Raw genomic sequence first — 20,128 nt, forward strand, 5'->3', positions numbered from 1 at the left:
TTCGTACTTTTTTACAAGGAGGCAAACGAATGATTGAAAACATTACAGTGGTTGGTTCTGGAGTTATGGGGAGGGGAATAGCCTATGTAGCTGCTGCGGCAGGCTACTCAGTTATCCTCACAGATCTAAGTGAAGAAGCCCTTCATAAGGCAAAAGAAGAAATAGTGAAAATTGCTGAGAAGGGATTGGCAATAGGGAAAATTACCAACGAAAGGTTCACTCATATTAAAGAGAAATTAGTCTACAGTACAGACTTGAAAGAAGCTGCTTCTACTGTGGATTTAATCATTGAAGCTGTTCCAGAAAAAGCAGAGATAAAGAGACAAGTCTTTGAAACATTAGAGGAATCCGCATCGCCACACTGTCTGTTTGCCACGAACACATCAACGATGAGTCCCACAGAGATTGCCTCTTATGCAAAGCGGCCGGACAAAACAATCGCCATGCACTTTTTCAATCCAGTTCATAAAATGCCTTTGGTTGAAATCATTAAGGGATTGGAAACAAGTGAAGAAACGGCAGAAACGATTAAAAATACTGCGGAGAGGATGGGGAAACAAACTGTTGTCATCAATGAATTTCCGGGTTTTGTTACAAGCAGAATCAGTGCACTTGTTGGAAATGAAGCATTTTATATGCTTCAAGAAGGCCTTGGAAAACCAGAAGACATTGATAAAGCAATCAAACTGGGTTTGAATTATCCGATGGGACCTTTTGAATTGGCCGATCTGGTTGGATTGGATGTACGCTTGAACAACCTGAAATACCTTCATGAGAAACTCGGTGAAAAATATAGACCGGCACCCCTGCTGGAACAATATGTAAAAGCTGGCAGGTTAGGGCGAAAAAGTGGAAAAGGCGTTTATGATTATACAAATAATGAAAAAGAGTTGATAGAAAAATGAGAGAAGTTGTGATAGTAGATGCTGTCAGGACACCATTTGGCAGGTATAAAGGGGCATTGAAACACATTCGTCCCGATGATTTGGGCGCTGTAGTTATCGAGGCTCTAATCAATCGTAATCCTGGGTTTCCAAAAGAAGAAATCGAGGAGGTAGTTCTCGGAAATGCGAACCAGGCAGGGGAAGACAATAGAAACGTTGCCCGTATGTCCACATTATTGGCTGGGCTGCCTTTACATGTTGCCGGGACAACAGTCAACCGACTGTGCGGATCAGGCCTGGATGCAGTCATGTACGCTGCGAGGGCAATTGCAGTTGGTGATGGCGACATTTTTATTGCCGGCGGAACGGAGAGTATGACGAGAGCACCGTTGGTCATGGCGAAGCCAGATAAGGAGTTTCCGCGCGGATCAATGGACCTTCAGGATACGACTATCGGGTGGCGTTTTACCAATCCACAGCTGAAAGAAATGTATGGGGCGGACACGATGCCAGAAACTGCAGAAAATGTTGCGAAGCGTTTCGGTATTACCAGAGAAGAACAAGACAAGTTTGCCTTTGAAAGCCAAATGAAGGCTAGGAGGGCAATGGAAGAAAACATTTTTAAGGAAGAAATTGTTCCAGTCGTCTATACAGATAGAAAGGGAAATGAAATCATTGTAGATCGTGATGAACATCCACGTCCGGATACTTCTCTTGAGAAATTATCAAAACTAAGACCGCTTTTCAATGGAGGAACAGTTACTGCTGGGAATGCTTCCGGGGTCAATGATGGAGCCGCCGCTCTTTTACTAATGAGCAAAGTTAAAGCGGAAGAATTGGGACTGAAACCTTTGGGTACTTATAAGCTTGGAGCTGTGGCAGGGCTAGATCCGGCTGTTATGGGACTTGGGCCGATTTATTCGAGTAAAAAGGCCTTGGATCGTGCTGGATTAACAGTAGATGACATAGATTTGGTGGAACTTAATGAAGCTTTTGCATCCCAGTCATTGCAGTGTATGAAAGAGCTTGGTCTAGATAAGGAAAAGGTGAATGTGAATGGAGGCGCCATTGCCTTTGGACACCCTCTTGGTGCAAGCGGGGCCAGAATTTTGACCACGCTGCTGTATGAAATGAAAAGGCGGGAGTCAAAATACGGGCTTGCCACTATGTGTATCGGGGTTGGTCAAGGCATTTCGGTCATCGTCGAAAATAAGGGACGATGAAGTCAAATACCCTTGCTTAATCAAAGTAAGGGTATTTATTCTAATGTTTGAGGATTATTGACGAAAAGGAATGGAATCGGGCAGGGCGCTTGATTTTTTCGAAGAGTTGGTAAATGAGACATCCAGGAGCAGTTTTACTTATTCTTTACTCCAAGAATGGTATAATTCAGTTAAAAATGATCTGTAAAGAAAAGAGTGACGGATGTATGGGGTTAAACACGCAATCAATGATCTTCACAATATATGGTGATTATATTCGCCATTATGGAAACAAAATTTGGATTGGCAGTCTAATCCGGCTGTTGAAGGAATTCGGTCACAATGAACAGGCAGTGAGGGTAGCAGTATCAAGGATGGTAAAACAGGGATGGCTGCAATCAGAAAGACAAGGAAATAAGAGCTACTATTTTTTAACAACACGTGGGGTCAGCCGTATAGATGAAGCAGGTCGTAGAATATTTAAGCTCGACCCTCATGAATGGGATGGTAAATGGAGAATGCTTATGTATTCCATTCCCGAAGAGAAAAGGCAAATCAGGGATGACCTCAGGAAAGAGTTGCTTTGGAGCGGTTTTGGAAGTTTCACACATAGTTGCTGGATTTCTCCTAATAATTTGGAGAAAGAAGTGGAATGGTTGATTGAAAAGTATGAGATCCAGGAATTTGTGGACTTTTTCGCCTCTCAATACATAGGGCCAAAAGATAATGCTGAATTAGTGAAGAAGAGTTGGCCATTGGAAGAAATAGAAGCGAAATATGAAGAGTTTGTTTCAGCATATGGCAAGCAATTTATTATACATCAAAGCTTACTTAATGAAGGAAAAATGAGCAATGCCGATTGCTTTGTGGAGAGAACGAAACTGGTGCATGAATACCGAAAGTTTTTGTTCATAGATCCGGGACTGCCTAAAGAATTGCTGCCGCCAATGTGGAGTGGGAACCATGCTGCATTACTTTTTAGGCAATATTATCAGCTTTTGGCTGAACCAGCGAGTGATTTTTTCGAAGCCGTTTTTGAAAAAGGCAACGACTTACGTAAAAAAGATAAGGCCTACAATGCGAATGACCATCCATATATTGTAAAATGAAATGGCCTGCCTTCAGAAGGCTGAGAAGGCAGGTAAAATATTAAGTGCTTTAACTCTTCGCCAATATTGAATTGTATTCCTTTCCTTTCTGTACATATGTATCAATGGATAATTGGATTAGTTCTAAATCTTTATCATTCAATTCCCGGACAACTTTTCCCGGAGAACCGATAACGAGTGATCTGGGTGGTATTTTTTTACCTGAGGGGATTAATGTGTTGGCTCCAATGATGCATTCTTCCCCTATTTCCACATGATCTAAAATAGTGGAGCCCATTCCAATAATAGAGCGCTTTCCAATTTTGCAGCCATGTAGAATGACATTATGTCCAACAGTGACTTCGTCTTCAATTATGACTGGACACCCTTCGTACATATGGAGTGTTGAATTATCTTGAATGCTGCATCTTTGGCCGACCTTTACAGGCCCCTCATCTCCACGCAGAACGGCATTGAACCAAATGGTCGATTCCATTCCGATTGTAACATCACCGATTAAATAGGATCCTGGAGCGACAAAGACGGAAGGGTGAACTTTTGGAGCTGTTTGATTATACGTTATTTTCATTACGTAACCTCCATTGAAATAATATTAAAAATTTATTGTCTCTTTTACTATAACATTATTTTTAGGGATGGTGAAAAATTTGAAATATGCATGTGACTTATTGGGCCTCACGTACCCAATCATCCAAGGCGGTATGGGCAATATCAGCAATGCTCCATTAACTTCAGCCGTCTCAGAGGCGGGCGGCTTGGGGACAGTGGGTGCCGGTACGATGCCGCCGGATGACGTAGAGAAAATGATTTTGGATATAAAGAGCAGGACCATGAAGCCTTTTTCATTGAACATTCCAATTTCTGTAACTAAGTATGCAATCGAATTGATTGACTTGGCAATTAAACATGGGGTAGCTGCGGTCTCTTTATCTGCGGGAAACCCGGCTCCATATATACCTCTTTTACAAAAAAACAATATTAAAGCGATCGTGATTGTCGCATCCATCAAACATGCGATCAAAGCAGAGGAAGCTGGTGCTGACGTGTTGGTTGCCGAAGGCTTTGAAGCTGCCGGAATCAATTCCAGTCTTGAATTGACCACCTTTTCACTTATTCCTCAAATTACTGATAAGGTAGACATACCTGTTTTTGCAGCTGGGGGAATCGCAGATGGAAGGGGGCTGGCGGCCGCCCTTATGCTTGGGGCAAACGGTGTTCAGATGGGGACACGATTTGTCGCTGTAAAGGAAGCACCCTTTCATAAAGCCTATAAGAAAAAGGTGCTTGATTCCGATGATCTAGGAACAATCATTCTGGGCCGTTCTTTGGGAAGAGTCAGAAGGGTTCTCAAGGGAGAGTATGCCGCATCATTAATTGATTCAGAGAAAAAAGGCATGTCTGAAGAGGAATTTTTGGAAAAGACCTCTGAGCAGTTTCATGTGAGGGGGGCCATTGAGGGAGACTTTGAAGAAGGCTATGTAAATGGCGGACAGGTAGCAGGGCTGATTCAGCATATACCGTCTGTTAAGCAGCTATTTGAAGAAATGATGGAACAAGCTCGAAATCAAATAAAATGTGTGTATAAACAATTTCCGTAGCTGGTGGATTTTTTAACTTCGTTCAACTTTGTATTCCATTCAGTGGGGATTCAAACTCCGGCTGGTGAAGTTGAAGCCTCCGGCGGGTACCACAGATTTTCCGATCAAACCTGGACGCAAATACGCCAGGGCACATTTGAAGTCGATTTACTCTGAGTTGATTTGCACGATGGCTGGCAAACATTTAATATAGAAGGTGAAATATGGAAGGGGGAACAAGAATGAGTATACATATTAATGCACCTGAGTCAGCTATTGCTGATACGGTTCTTTTGCCGGGCGATCCGCTGCGTGCCAAATATATTGCCGAAACTTTCTTGGAAAATGCACAAGTTTATAATACTGTTCGAAATATGCTTGGGTACACAGGTGAATACAAAGGGAAAAGAATTTCCGTCCAGGGGACTGGAATGGGTGTACCATCGATTTCCATTTATATTAATGAACTGATGGAAAGCTATAATGTACAAAATTTGATCCGTGTGGGAACATGTGGTGCGATTCAGAAAGATGTTAAAGTAAGGGATGTCATTCTTGCCATGTCCGCTTCTACTGACTCTCAAATGAACCGTCTAACCTTCAACGGTATTGATTATGCTCCAACCGCATCGTTTGATCTGCTGAAAAGAGCATATGATGAAGGTGTGAACAAAGGACTGCATTTAAAAGTAGGAAATGTTTTCACAGCCGACATGTTTTATAATGATAATGCTGAGCATGAGAAATGGGCACAGTACGGCATTCTAGCTATTGAAATGGAGACTGCTGCACTTTACACATTGGCTTCAAAATTCGGCCGCAAAGCCCTTTCCATTTTAACAGTGAGTGACCATATATTGACAGGAGAACTGACAACAGCAGAAGAACGTCAGACAACCTTCAATGAAATGATTGAAGTGGCATTGGAGACAACTATTAAATAAACCTTGATGCTATAGCTTTTCAAGATTAACTTATTCAGAGAAAAACAAGCAAGTGACGATAAAGTGGCCATTACAGGTGGGCTGTTTATATTAATAATTCATCAAACATCAAGCGCACTCAAATTAAGAGTGCGTTTTTTGATGAATCACATTAACGAAATAAAAGCATGTTCATTTATTTACTGAATGAACATGCTTTTTTATTTTGAGATAAATGGTGTAAATAGCTAATACAGCAAGCTTGGTTCTACACTGTATTTAACTTTATTCAGCTTAAAGCCTTTGGCGGATGCCACAGATTTTCAGAGGAAATGTATCGAGCTTAAGCTCAGATAAAATCTGGGCGCAAATAAGCCAAGGCGCATTTGATTGCACCAAAGCAAGTCTGCAATGAAAAAATAAATGCTTAAATAGAAAAACGTTTGAAAACTAGAAGTTTATCCTATCTGCAAATGGCTAATAATGGATGTTGACTATATTTTTCACGGTGTATCTCATCCAATAGCTGAATTGGATATGCGGTAAGGATTAACAAGGAGACTCAATTCAAGGAGCAATAGACGCCTTTAAAATTTTGTCTAATGCGAGGGGAAAATGGTCACCTTCAATAGTTAAGGATGGGTACAAGCATATAATAAAAAATTTGGAGGTTATTACATATGAGAAAGTTACTAATTTTATTAAGTCTAACAATAGTCCTGTTTGCAGCATGTCAAACAAAACCCGACACAAAAGATGATGCTGTAAAAGATAATACAACCAAAACTGAGGACACAAAGAAAGAAGCTCAATCAAAAAATAACTTAACCAAAGGCCAAGAGATGGCCAACATTCTTGGCAGTACAAACTGGCAGGGCAAAAGAGTTTATGATCAAGATAATCACGATTTAACAAAAGAGAACAGCGATTATATCGGTCTTGCAAAGTATGATGCCGAGGCTGGCCGATACGAACTTTTTGATGCTAAAACTGGTCAAAGTCGTGACGATAGAGGAACTTTCTTTATCACTAATGATGGGAAGAGTCGAGTTTTCATTTCCGAATCCAAGGACTACCAAGCAGTAGTTGACATAACAGAATTAAATGAGAATATCTTCACTTATAAAAGAATGGGCAAAGACGCTGAAGGTAATGACGTAGAGATATTTGTGGAGCATGTTCCATATAAAGAAAAAGAGCTTTCTTTTACTGAGCCTGATAAGACATTGGACACTACTACGGGAGATATTGTTACAGATGTAGATGGGGATAAAATTTTAGCTGATACACTTTGGCATGGAACCATTGTATTAGATGAAGATGAAAATGATGTAACAGAGTACAATACAAATTTTATCAGCTTGGCAAAATATGATGACAAGACGAATAAATATGAGTTTTTTAATCCTGAAACAGGCAAAAGCCGTGGAGACTATGGTTACTTTAATGTACTACACGGAAATAAAATAAGAGCCCATGTTTCATTAGGGGAAAATAAATATGGGGCTGTACTTGAAATTACGGAGCTTAATGACAATAAATTTACTTATAAAAGAACTGGGAAGGACAAGGATGGGCAAGATATAACTGTATTTGTGGAACATGAACCTTATGATGGCGATCTGAAACCTGAGTTTACTCATTGAAAACAAAAATAATGTTGGAACTGCCCTTGTAAGAAGACAGAACGGCTTTAGTCCTGAATTCTAGCGGACTAAGGCCGTTTAACTTTATTCAGCTGGGGTCCAAACCCACACCAGTATTTATTCATCCCACCACTTACAGAAGTGGGAGACATCTGCCGAATAAAGTTAAATGACAATAACCCAACGAAATGGTGTTCGTTACGGCTATTTGCTACTATTAGGTTATCGTCACAGAACAGCAATGTAGGATGTCAAATTCCTGTTTGTTATTCGTAACCGAAAGCATTAACTGAAAGATGTATTTAAAGCAGCCGGTGCTTTTTTAGAATGAAAAAGTCCAATTTCTCAACTTTAATGAGATAATTGGACTTTTTAAATTTCAATAGAGATTAAATGGAAGCTAAATAAAGATAAAAATAGGTCAAACATATAACTCAGCGCTAGAGCTAGAAAACCTTTTTTATAAAATGTCACAAAAAGCTTACGTTCCTTCGTTATATAAGGTGAGAGGAGGTATTTCATGAAAGGTACAAATAAGGATTATGAAAAGATGGAAGAGTTATATGAGTTGTACGAACAAAAAATTTATTTTGTAGCCTTTTCTATTTTGAATAATATTGAACAGGCCGAAGATGTGGTTCAAGAAACATTTATTACCATTTACCAACAACTAGAGAAAGTCCGTAGTTTAAAAACCCAAGAACTTAAACGCTACATTTTGAGAATTTCAAAAAACAAAGCAATTGACAGCTACAGGAAAAATAAACGACATGGACTATTCTTAGAAGAATATCAAAGAGAGGCAGTAGAAGCAGCAAATGAAAATATTAGTGCGTGGGAACAATATTTAATGTCTGAGGTTCAAATTGATACGTTGTTAACTACATTAAAAGATTCTTACAGACAAGTTTTTAAGTACAGGATCTTCTATAACCTAACTTATAGGGAAATCTCTGAGTTAATGGGAATGAGTGAAGTCAATGTTCGGAAGCAATTTGAACGAGCGCGTAAACAAGTTCTTGATGTGATAGGAGGTACACAGAATGATGAACTCAAAAAAAATGGATGACTTGGCTGAAAAAATTGCTTTAGATGACTTTGATCAACTAGATGAACAACATAGATTTTCAGATACATATATACAGAAAAAGAAGTTTTTTATGGAAGAAATCAAGGGCAAGAATGAACAATCAAAGCCCAAACGTAAAAGGAAGCGTATTTTAATAGCCGCAGCCTGCTTATTAATTGGCATGCCAACGACCGCTTTTGGAGTAGCGAAAGTGTATGATATGGTTGTCAAAAAACAAAATCATGAAGTGAATATTTCTGTGATAAATAAGATTTTTAAAAAGAATCGTGATTGGTATAAATTGAAAATAGGGCATTTGCCAGAAAATATGGAAGCAATCGATGAATCGGAAATGAAATATTCCTTTAAAGATAACTTTGCACAAGGTGGTTTTTCATTTCTTCTCTGGAGATTAGGGGGAAATTCGGATTTTTCTACCTTATACTCAAAAGGCTACGAAGAAAAGGAGATTGATGGAAAAAAAGCGGTGATTGTCAAAAGAGATACGAGAAACAATAATTTAATGTTTGATAGACAAGTCTTTCTCTTATTTGAGGAAGAGGGGATCATGTTAGAAAGTTATATTGGAACAGATGTAAATGATGAACAGATGATGCAAGTCTTGGAAAGCATATCACTTGAATCAACATCAGAGGAAAAGTCATCCATCATAATGGATTATGATAAATCTCTTTTTAACGATGACGATAACACTTCTGAGCTTAGTGTTATTCCTTTACAAAAGGATAGTAAACAATTGTTTAGAGTGGGTCAAACGGTACCGGTGACCTTAAAGCAAGCAGAAACCGGAATAACAAATCGACTGGATTTCGTTATAGAAGAAGTTAAAGTCTTTGATTCAATCCAAGATTTTAAACAAGTGGACTTTAATGACTCTAGCCTAGGGATAATAAACGAATATAAGGCTTTAGACGAGACGAAGAAATTAATACCATACAGACGCCATGTATATAAAGTGGGGAATGGTAAGGACTCAATTGACAAATTGCTGGAATCTCCTTTAGTTCACCCAAAATTTGTTTACTTGACAACAAAAGTGAAAAATACTAGTAAACAAGCAACAGAAGAAATCTATATGCATCCATCCCTACAGATCCTTAGACCTGAAAAAAATGCCTGGAACTATGCTGAAGAAGATGGAATCGCCGAAGACAGTATTATGACGATGGGAGAAGTTGATTATCTGAAGCCTCATGGAAACGGGAAAAGCTTTTATAATATTGGCAGTCTCCAACCAGGAGAAACGATGAGGATTAGCTTAGGATATTTTGTAGATGAGGATAAACTCGATTCAATGTTTCTGGATGTTTTCCATTACAGCGGGTTCGATAAAACGGAAGATATGAATGCGAAGGATCGTTGGTGGATAGATATTCGTCAATAATAAAACAAAAAAAATAGATAAAAAAAGATTGTTTCAAAGTTAGTGTTTTATTACTTATCTTAAACTGTAATCGATTAATCTTATCTCCCCCTGCCCAAAAGTCGATTTCTGTTATTCAACAGTTGGTACCTAAAACAAGGAAACCGAGGAAATAATGGTGAATTTTAAACAGCTAAAGATTAGATTTACTCGTAAATGCTGTGTATGTAAGAGAGTGTATGTGCTCTCTTGCTTACACGTTTTTTTATTAGTAGAACAAAATAAATGGTTGAATCCAAGAGAGAGGATAAATCAGTTGAATTGGCAGTCAAATACTAGAAAAGCTACCCACCAAAAAACTGTGGGCGGTATATCGAATGGTAGTAAATATATTTCTTGAGGAGATGTTAAAAAGTGAAGTCATTCATCATATTGGTATGAACCTAAATGTAATATCGGCGATATGTCTAGCTGATTAGAACCAATGGATTGGTTTCCCACTTGTCGGGTTAGTTCTTGGGTGGTTTCTTCCGAGAATAGCAAAATGGGGAAGTTCTTTACCTTGGGTACCTTTTCAAGGGCCATTAAAATTAATAGCATCTTACAATGGAGTATGGGTAGGATTTATTACAATGATCTTAGGTTTGATTGCGGGAAGTGCATTGACTTTTTTTACTTTTCATGAAAGCCTAGAAATGTCTATTTATGACGACAAAGTTATATTAAAGCTTAGAAATGAAGAAACAATCTTAAACAAGAAAGATATCTTACTTGTTTTTTTGGATAAAAAGCAATTGGTGCTACTAGGAAACGATGAGAAAGAGATATTTCGTTATAAGCAAGAGCTTAAAGAAAACACAGTAAGAACAGCATTTTTACAGCATCATTATTCTTGGAGTGACAAAGAGCCATTTAAAGAAGATTTTCAAAAGTGGGTTTGAAGATTCCCCGGATGTATCACCTGCTGCGAATGCGCTATTGAAAGCTAGAAAAATAGCGATTGAAAATGGAGAAGATGAAGAAGTATTCCAGCTGGCTAAAGAGCTCTGGAAATTACGAGTATCAGTAAAAGAAAACGATAATCGACAATATTATCGTTAAAAATCGGAAGTTCATTCTTTTCAATAGTAAAAAACGGAACTGATGTAGATTCAGAACTAATATTGAACAAAAGAATGAAGCCTATTGAAGTTTTCAACATATAAAAGTTAACTTTTATATCTACGAAAGATAAGCCTAAACATAAAGGTGAAATGAGAAAGATAAGGATTGGAAGCAAAGAGAACAGGCGAGCTTGTTTGATTGAGATAAAAGGGACAGTACCTGCTTATCGAGAGTACTGTCCTTTTTCCAGAGCAGCTTTATTTTTTCAATCCAGCTGCAAAGAAAGGTCCATTCATTGTTATGGTTGATAGGATTTGAGCCATTTCTTGAGGAGTTTCTTTCCTCCCGCTATTCAACCATTGCTGAATCACTCCTATATGAGCTGATGCAATATAGGAAGTTAAATATTGCCCTGGAACTAGTAAATTTTCCTTATTAATAAGTGCGTTTGTATTGTTCTCAAATATGGTTCTCCACATAAACTCCTTTAATTTTGTTTGGAAAGACAAATCTCCTTTTGGACTTAACACAGCTTTCATAAAACCGCTATTTTCATTTAGATAGTCAAAAATGTAGACAGCAATCGTAAATGGCTGTTCGGGCGAACCGTTAGTTTCTAATTCCGTCATAACATTTGGGAAGTTCTGTTTTACAATGCTATACATCTCTTGCATTATGTCTTCCTGACATTTTGTCATTAAATCAAATTTGTCCTGATAGTGAGCATAAAAAGTACCTCTATTTATTTTTGCCCTATTTGTGATATCTTTCACCGTAATGGCTTCAAATCCTTTTTCTTCCATTAATTCTACTAATGCATTTCGGATCGAGTCTTTTGTACGAATCACCCGCAAATCCAAATTTCTTTCCCGCATAGTAGTTCCTCCTTCACTTTTATCCAACACATTTATTAAAGATGTATGATAAACGACATATCTGCAATTTTTGATTGTTGTATAAGAATTAATCTAAACATATACTTTAAATATTAAACAACGCGTTGTATATTATTATATCTCAAATCGAAGGAGGAATAGCATCAAAATGTTAAAAAACAAACTTTTCTTGTTATCACCAATTATTGCACTAGCAGTTATATTTATTTTTTCTCTAACCTTATTTCCATCAGTCCAACCTCAACCGAAAAATTTGCCAATTGCAATTGTGAATGAAGATCAAGGAGCAGAAATTCCGAATCAACCAAAAATGAATATGGGGAAAACCATTGTTGATATGATTCAAAAGTCATCTAAGACGGATAATGATCCTGCTGTTAAATGGGTGGAGGTAAAAAGTAAAGAGGCAGCCCAAAGGGGTTTGGATGACCAAAAGTATTATGCAGCGTTAGTGATTCCTAATGATTTCAGCGCCAAGCAAGTATCATTGCAGACATCAGAAGCCTCTTCTCCTGAAGTACAAATATATATCAATCAGGGAATGAATATGGCGGCATCGACTTTTGCGGGACAAATATTGAACGGTGTAGTTGACAACATGAACAATAATGTTCGCGCTCAACTGGTAAAAGGATTTAAAGCACAAGGTACAACTTTGACAGTAGAACAGGCTTCTAACTTGGTCATACCTATTACAAAAAAAGTCACAAATATAAATGAGGTTGGAAAAAATAGTGCGAATGGCAACTCACCTGTTTCATTATTTCAACCATTATGGATGGCAAGTATGGCTAGTGCAGCAATCATCTTTTTTTCCGTTAATAAAATACCGATTAACACTAGAAAAGAGAACCTTATGACAAAGATCGGACAGATATTAATAGGCGCTGTGGCAGCACTTGTCATTGGGTTTGGCTTGACTTGGATAGCTGACGGAATGGTAGGTTTGAATATCCCAAGCTTTATGGATACAGCTTTATTTTTATCAATTGCTTCCTTTAGTTTCTTCCTGATGATTTCAGCAGTACTTTCATTAGTTGGGATTAAGGGGATCGCGGTCTTTGTCTTAATGCTTTTCTTCGGTGCACCTCTATTGGCACTGGCACCTGAAATGATGTCTCCGTTTTATCGGGATTGGATTTATACATGGCTGCCGATGCGATTCATGGTAGAAGGACTTCGAGAACAGTTCTTCTTTGGGAAAGGGTTAACATGGAATAACTCCGTTTCTGCTCTGTTTTGGCTTGGATTAGTAAGCATGTTAACCATACTAGGTACTGCATTGAAGCATAAGACAGGAAAAGAACAAAATAGTGAACATGGAAATCTTCCAAATTGATTTGACATCTGTTATTTTTTAAAAAATGAAATTCAAATCACTTTGAATAGTGTTTATTCTAAAGATAGTTAAACAAAATATGGGGTATCGGGGAATAAGAGGGCTTTGGTGAGAGATTGGCTTTAAAAGAAGATTCGAGGGAACAGTTCCAGAAAGTAGATGAAGCATATGGACCTTTCTTTCACTAAAAAACATAACTCAACATGTTAACTAAAATAATTTTCTCGGGTTTCCAGTATTGTTTCTATATAGACAAGGTTATTATAAAACCAGTCACCCAATTGAATAAGACCAATGACAGGTTTTACTTTAATGTCGATTTTATGGAATAATGACTTAAGAGGCATTAGGAATAATTAGGTTGAAAAACCACACACAGATTCTAAATAGTCTTTTCGCATCTCCAAAACATGTTCCGAGAGGAGAGAATATTATGCATGACAAGGAAAATAGGGAGCCTGACAATACTGCAATCAGAGTTGCGCTATGGCGGGCACTGCATGTTCAGGTTGATTCATCCCCGCATGTACTTGAAGACGAAGTAGGCCTGCAATTGGCTGACCCAGAGGATGGATGGCGTCAACGCCCTGACATGGATCCAGAGGGTACCCGCAGCTTTCGAGCATCGATTGTGGCCCGTGCTCGTTATATTGAAGACTTGGTCACTGAGCAACTCGACAATGGTGTGAACCAATATGTTATCCTTGGAGCTGGCTTAGATACCTTTGCTCAGCGACGGCCGGAGATTGCCTCTCGGATGCGGGTCTTTGAGGTTGACCAGCCTGATATGCAGTCTTGGAAGAGACAACGGTTGATGGAGCTCGGATTTGAAGTTCCAGAGTGGTTACGACTTGTGTCGGTTGACTTCGAAGCTGGCGGGTCTTGGTGGGAGCAACTAAAATCCGCCGGTTTTGATGCGACACGCCCAACAGTTGTGGCCTCTACTGGTGTTACTCAATATCTTACTAGAGACGCAATTATGGATACACTTCGTCAGGTAGCAAGGTTGGCCCCTGGCTCCACATTAGCCATGACATTCCTACTGCCGTTTGAACTTACTGAAACAGAGCTGCGCTCTGAAGCCGAAGCAGCAGGAAAGGGAGCACGAGCAAGCGGTACCCCTTTCATTAGCTTCTTCACACCGCCGGAGATGTTGGCAATGGCTCGTGAGGCTGGTTTTCGAGAAGTCCAGCATGTATCTGCAACCGATCTTGACAAGCGCTACTTTACTGGACGAACTGATAACCTTAGGCTGCCAAGTGGAGAGGAATTCCTGATAGCGACTACATAGAGCAAAGATATGTTACATCCGTCAGAGCAGCAAATTTGATCAACATTAAGCCGATCCTTCTACAAGCAGGATCGGCTATTTTAGCGTATTTAAACGGTGTGTCCTCACTTTAGGCGTGTGCCTCTAGCAAGCAGCTCAATTGAATGACTCTTTTCACTAAGTTTTGTTTTGAAATCAAGTCGATCATAAATTTTGCTTGCTGATTCTTTCTCTAACCTCCTGATTCTTTTGTTTATTTTAATTCTATAACCTCGTCTATTATTCCATATTCTTTAGCTTCTTCCGCACTCATGAAAAAATCCCGTTCTGTATCTGCTGCAATTTTTTCAACGGTTTGGCCGGTTCTGTCCGCCATGATTTGATTGACTTTTTCTTTCAACTTTAGAATTCTTTTCGCTGAGATTTCAATTTCTGTTGCTTGCCCTCTAGCACCCCCAAGCGGTTGATGGATCATGACCTCACTATTTGGAAGAGCGAGGCGTTTCCCTTTTGTACCAGCTAGAAGCAGCATTGCACCAAATGAGGCTGCCATCCCGGTGCAAATTGTCCTCACATCAGGCTGAATGTATTGCATCGTATCAAATATGGCAAAACCTGCACTTGTAGATCCACCTGGACTATTGATATATAAGGAAATATCTTTTTCTGGATTGTCTGCCGCCAAAAATAATAGTTGTGCCACAATGCTATTTGCCATATGATCATTAATTTCTTCACCAATCATAATAATCCGGTCTTTTAATAAACGGGAGTATATATCATAGGAGCGCTCCCCTAAATTCGATTGCTCGATAACATATGGAATTGTACTCAAGACTCATTCCTCCTTTTTAGTTTTGCTATGCAGCCATAGAGAGAGTGCTTGAAGGAGAGTAATGCAATCTCTGGTTCAAAATAGCCGTTGGTGCACCTGTTTCTTTTTTCAGAGTGCGGATAGATGGTATAGCTTCGATCAGCACAGTTGGATCTTGTAATGTTATGGCTTTGTAGAATAGTTGATAAAGCTGATCATGTTCTTCTTCAGTCCAGTACAATTGATTGGAGAAGGGAGCTTTTTCAATATCTTTACTATCCATTCTTTTTCTTGCTCGGCTAAGGCTTGCCTTTACGGCCATCTCAGTTGTGCCTAATAACCTCGCGATTTCTTTTGATTTAAATTGAAAGCCTTCCTTCAACATCACAATGACGGCTTGCTTCGGTGTTAATTTTTTCATTAAAAAATCAATCACATCTAAAGCATCGCTAGTTTCTTTCGTGGTTTCCTCTAACTCAGTTAAAGACAATGATGTTTCATTTTTTCTCTTACGGATTGTATCAATCCAAAAGTTATATGCTATTCTTTTTAACAAAGCAGGCGTAATGTCTTCTTTATGCTTATAACGATCCAATACCTTAACCATTACTTCCTGAGCAATATCTTCTCCGTCCCATTTGTTTTGAGAAAGATACTGACAATATTGCTGGAGCTGAGGAAGTAAGTTCATAAGGTTCCGTGTCAGTCCATCCTTGGATGGAACGTTATTTTTAACGAGAACAGGAAAACGATCTTTATACATTTGGCTCACTCCTTTTAGCACCTCTCTATTTACTAAACGTTTGATAAAGCAAAAAGGATACGGGGTTAAAATCTTTTTCCTCATTTTGTGGAAAATAGGCGCCGACCTTAAATGCTGTCACTCAAAATAACTTTAAATAGTATTGACATGCATTTTTGTCACATACGATGTATAGGCCAGGAAAGATCATAGCGAAGGTCTTTCATGTTTAATTTCTTTCTAATTCTATGCGCTTTTCCATGTCATCACAAGGGATAGAAGTTGATACATCTAGCGTCCCGAATGGCAAGTCTTTCAAAGACGCTCTGAGTGTGTGCCGTCATATATTTTAACTTTATTCAGTAGGGCTTCAACCCCCGACTGAATGAAGTAAAATCCTTCTTTCGGATACTACAGATTTTCAAAGGATATGTATCGGGCGCAAATACGCCAAGGTGTATTTGATTTTTTATCTTATTGCCATTATTAATCGACGGAGAGTCCTTAATTGATAATTTTGACATAACGTTTAACAATATATGAATAAGCTTAAACGAAAATCCTTATTTTACAAATAAATGAGGGGATTCAATAAGGTAATTGGTTAGCTTCAAACTATTTGATAGAATAGATTTACAAAAATGAGGCGCGGTTAATAAGATTCTAGTAATAATAAAGAATCTTCTCTCTATGTTTAAATCTTTTTAAATCAAGGTTCTGTTAAAGAATATTCTAAATGTAAATGCTCTAAGCATTAGGGGGAGAATTATGGAGTTTCCTACAAGAATCGGTGTAGATAATGATGGATATATTTTGAATGCAACATCATTAGATAAAGTTAATTGTGCGTACAAAGAATTGTTAAATCAAGTGATTGAGATTCTAAAAAAATGCGCAGGAGCTAAATTACATAGTGTATATCTCTACGGTAGTGTAGGTCGAGGTCAGGCTGTGTTTGGTACTTCAGATATTGATCTATCGGTAATCGTAACATCACCATTTACACCTCAAGAAGCAGCATTATTAAATGAGGAAAACAGAAAGTTTATTAGTGAAAATCCTATTGTACCGAAAGTGGATTATGATATAGGAATGATGGATGAAGTATTTCAGGATAATAGTCAGTATTATTGGGGATTTTGGTTGAAACATGTCTGTATTTGTATTTATGGCGAAGATCTATCCATTCACTTTCCTAAAATGAAGCCGAATTTTCAAATCTGTCGAGCATTAAATCAAGATCTTATCGATACGCTTAATCGCTCACGAAAAGAAATGAATGAAGGAGAAGTTGATAATCATCAATTGTTATCAGTATTGAAACGTATTGTCAGAGGAGCATATTGCTACGTAGCTGAAAAAGATGAGAGCTGGAGTACAAGTATCCAGGAAAATCTTCAAATTCTTCAGCATTATTTTCCGGGCGAAATCAATTTCAAAAAAATGAAAGGTGCTTTTCTTCATAAAAAGATTCCAACCGTCAACGAAGTATTGAATTACATCGATTATTTTATTGATTGGTTTAACGAAAAAACGATGGAAAGAAGTAATTAAAGAATGTATTCTTTGAATAGGAGGGGATGGATAATGGAAAAAATTGCGGCCGAGAAAAGAACCTATAGTTCAACACCAGATACTCATTTCCATTATTATGGACAACTAATCTTACCGCTTCAAGGTCAACTTTCTATACAGACTGGGGTAAACGATTTTCAATTAAATCATGAAACATTACTTTATATTCCTCCAAATTGTACTCATACTTTTCATTCTATGACTAGTAATGAGTTTTTGATTTTGGAGATCCCAGATTTCATGTTAACAAGAAGGGAGCTTCAGGAAGAGGGCATTTTATGCAAGTTTAATAATCATTGGAAAGGCATTCGTTTTCTGATCCAAAATGAAATGGAGCAAAAAAATGTAAATACTTCTGCATTGAAGCAGCTTTATCCATATATATCTTATTATTTACTCCAAGATTGTCTGCCCAAATCTATTCAATACATCCATGATCATTATCACGAGAAAATAACCATTCAAAAATTAGCCTCTCTTGAACATTATCATCCCACCTATTATTCGGAGTGGTTTTACAAAAAAACTGAGAAAACTCCTTTTACATATATACAGGAGGTACGTTTGAACAAGGCGAAAGAGCTTCTCTGTCATACAAATTTATCTATTTTACATATTGCTCTCCAAGTTGGTTTAGAATATCAATCATCCTTAACCCGCTTGTTCCAAAAATATGAGGGAATAACACCAACTCAATTTCGAAAACAATGTATTTCTGATAAATAATCCCTATAAATCAGTAAAAATCATCTCCCTTTATCCATTACAATTAAGTCAAATGGATAAAGGGAGATGATTTTTTATGTCCATGGACGCGATCGTTGTGATGATTTTTAGTATTGTTTTGCTTTGGGGCGGTTTAGGGTACTTTATTTTCCGATTTCTCAAAAAAAGAAAATTTAAAAAAGGTTACTTAAAAAATGTCATTTGGTTTAATAAATCTGATTTTTGATGCACTGCTTGGATTTTTACCTTCATTCAGCAGAAGTCATTCACTTCTGTAAGAGATGAATGCGTATTGGTATTCTATTTAGTGGGGTTCGATGAAGTTAAAATCTCTGGCGGATGACACCGATTTTCACAGAAAATGTATCGAGCTTCTCTCGATAAAATCCGGGCGCATTTGATGTTTGTTGTAAGTTCTATAAAGGAGAAAATCATGAAAACAGTTATAGGTATATTTTTTACAATGCTATGGTCATCTGCGGCTATAGCAACAAAGATCGGGTTAAACTCGACTACACCATTAGCGCTGGCGACCATTCGCTTTATCATCGCCGGAGGTTTGCTATTCTTGTATATTTATTTTTTTTATCAGAAATATCCTTGGCCCAAATTAAATGAATGGAGGTCACTCTTTTTTTTGGGCTTATTCAATACAACCATTTACTTGGGAGCAACGTTTTGGGCATTGAACGATGTGTCAGCGGGATTATTTAATTTATTTGTGACAACCAATCCGTTCCTAGTTGCTTTTTTGTCTTGGATACTATTAAAAAGAAAAGTTTTACTCATGGAATGGATAGGGATGACTGTGGCTGGTTTTGGATTGCTCATTGCGACATGGCCATCTTTTTCAGCAGGGGAAATACCTGTATACGGTTTGATTATTTTGGGCATAGGGATGTCATCAATGGCTGTTGGAAGTGTTTATTTTAAAAAAATAGATCTAAAATTACCCAGTATTGTGATTAATACTTGGCAAATGACAATTGGCGGCATTATATTAATTCCTATCGCTTTTATCCTTGAAAAAGATTCTTATTTTATGAAGTTGGATCTGAATCTATTGGGATCACTAGGCTGGTTAGTTTTTGTTATTTCAATCGGAACAATGTTACTTTGGTTTTATTTGTTGAAACAAGATACGGTAAAGGCTAATAACTGGTTATTTTTGACACCTATTTTTGGATATCTATTTGCACATGTTTTTTTAGGTGAATCTGTTACTATCTTCGACAGTGTGGCTACTATTTTTGTTGTCATCGGATTATTGCTTTCAGGAAATATTACGATTTATCCAGTAAAAAGGCTATTGAGTCGGTTTCGAAGCGTACACTACAAAACGGATACGTATGAAAAAGGCAGTAAGCTTTGAGTTCCAGCAGCCCAAAGGTTTGACTTCATTCAGCAAAGGTCACCCGCTTCTGTAATAGATGAATGCGTATTGGTATTCCATTCAGTGGGGTTTCAAAACTCCGGTTGAATGAAGCTATAGCCACCGGCGGATGGCTCAGATTTTCAGAGGAAATGTATTAAGCGGAGTTCGATAAAAATCTGGGTGCAAATACGCCAAGACACATTTGATTTTTTAGTTAGGCTTGAAAATATATTCAAAACATAATAAAATAGGAATAATTAACGATGAAACGGAGGTGGGTAAAGATGTTAAATCAAGCTGTTTTAGTGCACGGGTTTTGGACAGATTTCTTATTTTTTAACTGTGCAAAATTTGCTGCTTCAATTGTTAACGGGATACGTATGCCCTTTTTTAGCAATTGAATAGCAAATCTAAAACGGTGAAAACATCTCTAACCCACAATATATAAGGATGGTTATAGAGGAGCTTTTCATGCTCTTCTTTTTTTATGGCC

The 20,128-nt window shown here is 37.9% G+C and carries 21 protein-coding genes; 17 read left to right on the top strand and 4 right to left on the bottom strand.

Annotated elements, in window-relative coordinates:
- Window positions 1-29: 29 nt before the first annotated feature.
- The 3 genes from H9631_RS07655 to paaX all read left to right on the top strand — a co-directional run bounded on the left by H9631_RS07655 (window position 30) and on the right by paaX (window position 3,195).
- Entirely contained in the window at window positions 30-905 is an 876-nt protein-coding gene (locus H9631_RS07655) for a 3-hydroxyacyl-CoA dehydrogenase (RefSeq protein ID WP_191811482.1), read from the top strand.
- Window positions 902-2,107 (top strand): thiolase family protein, encoded by a 1,206-nt coding sequence (locus tag H9631_RS07660; protein ID WP_191811484.1) that lies wholly within the window; start codon window positions 902-904, stop codon window positions 2,105-2,107. The genes H9631_RS07655 and H9631_RS07660 overlap by 4 nt, the downstream gene beginning before the upstream one ends.
- 206 nt (window positions 2,108-2,313) lie before the next feature.
- On the top strand, window positions 2,314-3,195 hold the full coding sequence (gene paaX, locus H9631_RS07665) for a phenylacetic acid degradation operon negative regulatory protein PaaX (RefSeq protein WP_191811486.1): 882 nt from the start codon (window positions 2,314-2,316) through the stop codon (window positions 3,193-3,195).
- Between the two features lie 49 nt (window positions 3,196-3,244).
- Here the strand turns inward: paaX and H9631_RS07670 are convergent, their stop codons facing one another.
- The gene (locus tag H9631_RS07670) at window positions 3,245-3,763 is read right to left on the bottom strand and encodes a gamma carbonic anhydrase family protein (RefSeq protein ID WP_191811488.1); all 519 of its coding nucleotides are present in this window, start codon (window positions 3,761-3,763) and stop codon (window positions 3,245-3,247) included.
- 79 nt (window positions 3,764-3,842) lie between these two features.
- On the opposite strand from H9631_RS07670, the gene H9631_RS07675 reads away from it, so the two are divergent.
- The 7 genes from H9631_RS07675 to H9631_RS22965 all read left to right on the top strand — a co-directional run bounded on the left by H9631_RS07675 (window position 3,843) and on the right by H9631_RS22965 (window position 10,895).
- Window positions 3,843-4,793 (top strand): NAD(P)H-dependent flavin oxidoreductase, encoded by a 951-nt coding sequence (locus H9631_RS07675; RefSeq protein ID WP_225220927.1) that lies wholly within the window; start codon window positions 3,843-3,845, stop codon window positions 4,791-4,793.
- A gap of 221 nt (window positions 4,794-5,014) precedes the next feature.
- Entirely contained in the window at window positions 5,015-5,716 is a 702-nt protein-coding gene (deoD, locus tag H9631_RS07680; protein ID WP_191811492.1) for a purine-nucleoside phosphorylase, read from the top strand.
- Window positions 5,717-6,375: 659 nt separating this feature from the next.
- Window positions 6,376-7,341 (top strand): DUF4822 domain-containing protein, encoded by a 966-nt coding sequence (locus tag H9631_RS07685; protein WP_191811494.1) that lies wholly within the window; start codon window positions 6,376-6,378, stop codon window positions 7,339-7,341.
- Between the two features lie 520 nt (window positions 7,342-7,861).
- The gene (locus tag H9631_RS07690; RefSeq protein ID WP_191811496.1) at window positions 7,862-8,410 is read left to right on the top strand and encodes an RNA polymerase sigma factor; all 549 of its coding nucleotides are present in this window, start codon (window positions 7,862-7,864) and stop codon (window positions 8,408-8,410) included.
- On the top strand, window positions 8,385-9,815 hold the full coding sequence (locus tag H9631_RS07695) for a DUF4367 domain-containing protein (RefSeq protein WP_191811498.1): 1,431 nt from the start codon (window positions 8,385-8,387) through the stop codon (window positions 9,813-9,815). Before H9631_RS07690 ends, H9631_RS07695 begins: the two co-directional genes overlap by 26 nt.
- Window positions 9,816-10,330: 515 nt before the next feature.
- Window positions 10,331-10,735: a YqeB family protein gene (locus H9631_RS22310; protein ID WP_449727652.1), complete on the top strand. Its 405-nt coding sequence runs from the start codon at window positions 10,331-10,333 to the stop codon at window positions 10,733-10,735.
- A complete protein-coding gene (locus tag H9631_RS22965) occupies window positions 10,692-10,895 on the top strand; it encodes a CysS/YqeB C-terminal domain-containing protein (protein WP_449727651.1) in 204 nt (67 codons plus the stop codon). The genes H9631_RS22310 and H9631_RS22965 overlap by 44 nt, the downstream gene beginning before the upstream one ends.
- 260 nt (window positions 10,896-11,155) lie before the next feature.
- Here the strand turns inward: H9631_RS22965 and H9631_RS07705 are convergent, their stop codons facing one another.
- Window positions 11,156-11,773, bottom strand: coding sequence for a TetR/AcrR family transcriptional regulator (locus H9631_RS07705; RefSeq protein WP_191811500.1), 618 nt, complete (start codon window positions 11,771-11,773; stop codon window positions 11,156-11,158).
- A gap of 169 nt (window positions 11,774-11,942) precedes the next feature.
- Here H9631_RS07705 and H9631_RS07710 point away from each other — a divergent pair, with 169 nt between their 5' ends.
- Complete coding sequence (locus H9631_RS07710) at window positions 11,943-13,133, top strand: YhgE/Pip domain-containing protein (protein WP_191811502.1); 1,191 nt, start codon at window positions 11,943-11,945, stop codon at window positions 13,131-13,133.
- A 433-nt stretch (window positions 13,134-13,566) separates the two neighbouring features.
- Window positions 13,567-14,424 carry a class I SAM-dependent methyltransferase gene (locus H9631_RS07715; protein WP_191811504.1) on the top strand — a complete coding sequence of 286 codons (858 nt, stop codon included), beginning with the start codon at window positions 13,567-13,569 and terminating at the stop codon, window positions 14,422-14,424.
- Between the two features lie 232 nt (window positions 14,425-14,656).
- Here the strand turns inward: H9631_RS07715 and clpP are convergent, their stop codons facing one another.
- Both clpP and H9631_RS07725 read right to left on the bottom strand, forming a co-directional pair.
- Window positions 14,657-15,238, bottom strand: coding sequence for an ATP-dependent Clp endopeptidase proteolytic subunit ClpP (clpP, locus tag H9631_RS07720; RefSeq protein ID WP_191811506.1), 582 nt, complete (start codon window positions 15,236-15,238; stop codon window positions 14,657-14,659).
- 25 nt (window positions 15,239-15,263) lie between these two features.
- Window positions 15,264-15,980, bottom strand: coding sequence for a sigma-70 family RNA polymerase sigma factor (locus H9631_RS07725; protein ID WP_191811508.1), 717 nt, complete (start codon window positions 15,978-15,980; stop codon window positions 15,264-15,266).
- Window positions 15,981-16,727: 747 nt separating this feature from the next.
- On the opposite strand from H9631_RS07725, the gene H9631_RS07730 reads away from it, so the two are divergent.
- The 5 genes from H9631_RS07730 to H9631_RS22695 all read left to right on the top strand — a co-directional run bounded on the left by H9631_RS07730 (window position 16,728) and on the right by H9631_RS22695 (window position 20,036).
- Window positions 16,728-17,513, top strand: a complete 786-nt coding sequence (locus H9631_RS07730) for a nucleotidyltransferase domain-containing protein (protein ID WP_191811510.1) — start codon at window positions 16,728-16,730, stop codon at window positions 17,511-17,513.
- A 33-nt stretch (window positions 17,514-17,546) separates the two neighbouring features.
- Complete coding sequence (locus H9631_RS07735; protein ID WP_225220929.1) at window positions 17,547-18,260, top strand: helix-turn-helix transcriptional regulator; 714 nt, start codon at window positions 17,547-17,549, stop codon at window positions 18,258-18,260.
- 82 nt (window positions 18,261-18,342) lie between these two features.
- Window positions 18,343-18,486, top strand: coding sequence for a MetS family NSS transporter small subunit (locus H9631_RS22830; RefSeq protein WP_225220932.1), 144 nt, complete (start codon window positions 18,343-18,345; stop codon window positions 18,484-18,486).
- A 207-nt stretch (window positions 18,487-18,693) separates the two neighbouring features.
- Entirely contained in the window at window positions 18,694-19,632 is a 939-nt protein-coding gene (locus tag H9631_RS07745) for a DMT family transporter (RefSeq protein WP_191811514.1), read from the top strand.
- Between the two features lie 287 nt (window positions 19,633-19,919).
- Window positions 19,920-20,036, top strand: coding sequence for an RAxF-45 family protein (locus tag H9631_RS22695; protein ID WP_318246781.1), 117 nt, complete (start codon window positions 19,920-19,922; stop codon window positions 20,034-20,036).
- Window positions 20,037-20,128: the final 92 nt, after the last annotated feature.

The sequence above is a fragment of the Bacillus norwichensis genome (assembly GCF_014836955.1).
In the GTDB taxonomy this organism is placed as follows: domain Bacteria; phylum Bacillota; class Bacilli; order Bacillales; family Bacillaceae_C; genus Siminovitchia; species Siminovitchia norwichensis.

What these genes read in the sequence shown, in the direction of transcription:
- H9631_RS07655 (WP_191811482.1), top strand. Translation starts at nt 30, where the DNA reads ATGATTGAAAACATTACAGTGGTTGGTTCTGGAGTTATGGGGAGGGGA.
- H9631_RS07660 (WP_191811484.1), top strand. Translation starts at nt 902, where the DNA reads ATGAGAGAAGTTGTGATAGTAGATGCTGTCAGGACACCATTTGGCAGG.
- paaX (WP_191811486.1), top strand. Translation starts at nt 2,314, where the DNA reads ATGGGGTTAAACACGCAATCAATGATCTTCACAATATATGGTGATTAT.
- H9631_RS07670 (WP_191811488.1), bottom strand. Translation starts at nt 3,763, where the DNA reads ATGAAAATAACGTATAATCAAACAGCTCCAAAAGTTCACCCTTCCGTC.
- deoD (WP_191811492.1), top strand. Translation starts at nt 5,015, where the DNA reads ATGAGTATACATATTAATGCACCTGAGTCAGCTATTGCTGATACGGTT.
- H9631_RS07685 (WP_191811494.1), top strand. Translation starts at nt 6,376, where the DNA reads ATGAGAAAGTTACTAATTTTATTAAGTCTAACAATAGTCCTGTTTGCA.
- H9631_RS07690 (WP_191811496.1), top strand. Translation starts at nt 7,862, where the DNA reads ATGAAAGGTACAAATAAGGATTATGAAAAGATGGAAGAGTTATATGAG.
- H9631_RS07695 (WP_191811498.1), top strand. Translation starts at nt 8,385, where the DNA reads ATGATGAACTCAAAAAAAATGGATGACTTGGCTGAAAAAATTGCTTTA.
- H9631_RS07705 (WP_191811500.1), bottom strand. Translation starts at nt 11,773, where the DNA reads ATGCGGGAAAGAAATTTGGATTTGCGGGTGATTCGTACAAAAGACTCG.
- H9631_RS07710 (WP_191811502.1), top strand. Translation starts at nt 11,943, where the DNA reads ATGTTAAAAAACAAACTTTTCTTGTTATCACCAATTATTGCACTAGCA.
- H9631_RS07715 (WP_191811504.1), top strand. Translation starts at nt 13,567, where the DNA reads ATGCATGACAAGGAAAATAGGGAGCCTGACAATACTGCAATCAGAGTT.
- H9631_RS07725 (WP_191811508.1), bottom strand. Translation starts at nt 15,980, where the DNA reads ATGTATAAAGATCGTTTTCCTGTTCTCGTTAAAAATAACGTTCCATCC.
- H9631_RS07730 (WP_191811510.1), top strand. Translation starts at nt 16,728, where the DNA reads ATGGAGTTTCCTACAAGAATCGGTGTAGATAATGATGGATATATTTTG.
- H9631_RS07735 (WP_225220929.1), top strand. Translation starts at nt 17,547, where the DNA reads ATGGAAAAAATTGCGGCCGAGAAAAGAACCTATAGTTCAACACCAGAT.
- H9631_RS22830 (WP_225220932.1), top strand. Translation starts at nt 18,343, where the DNA reads ATGGACGCGATCGTTGTGATGATTTTTAGTATTGTTTTGCTTTGGGGC.
- H9631_RS07745 (WP_191811514.1), top strand. Translation starts at nt 18,694, where the DNA reads ATGAAAACAGTTATAGGTATATTTTTTACAATGCTATGGTCATCTGCG.
- H9631_RS22695 (WP_318246781.1), top strand. Translation starts at nt 19,920, where the DNA reads ATGTTAAATCAAGCTGTTTTAGTGCACGGGTTTTGGACAGATTTCTTA.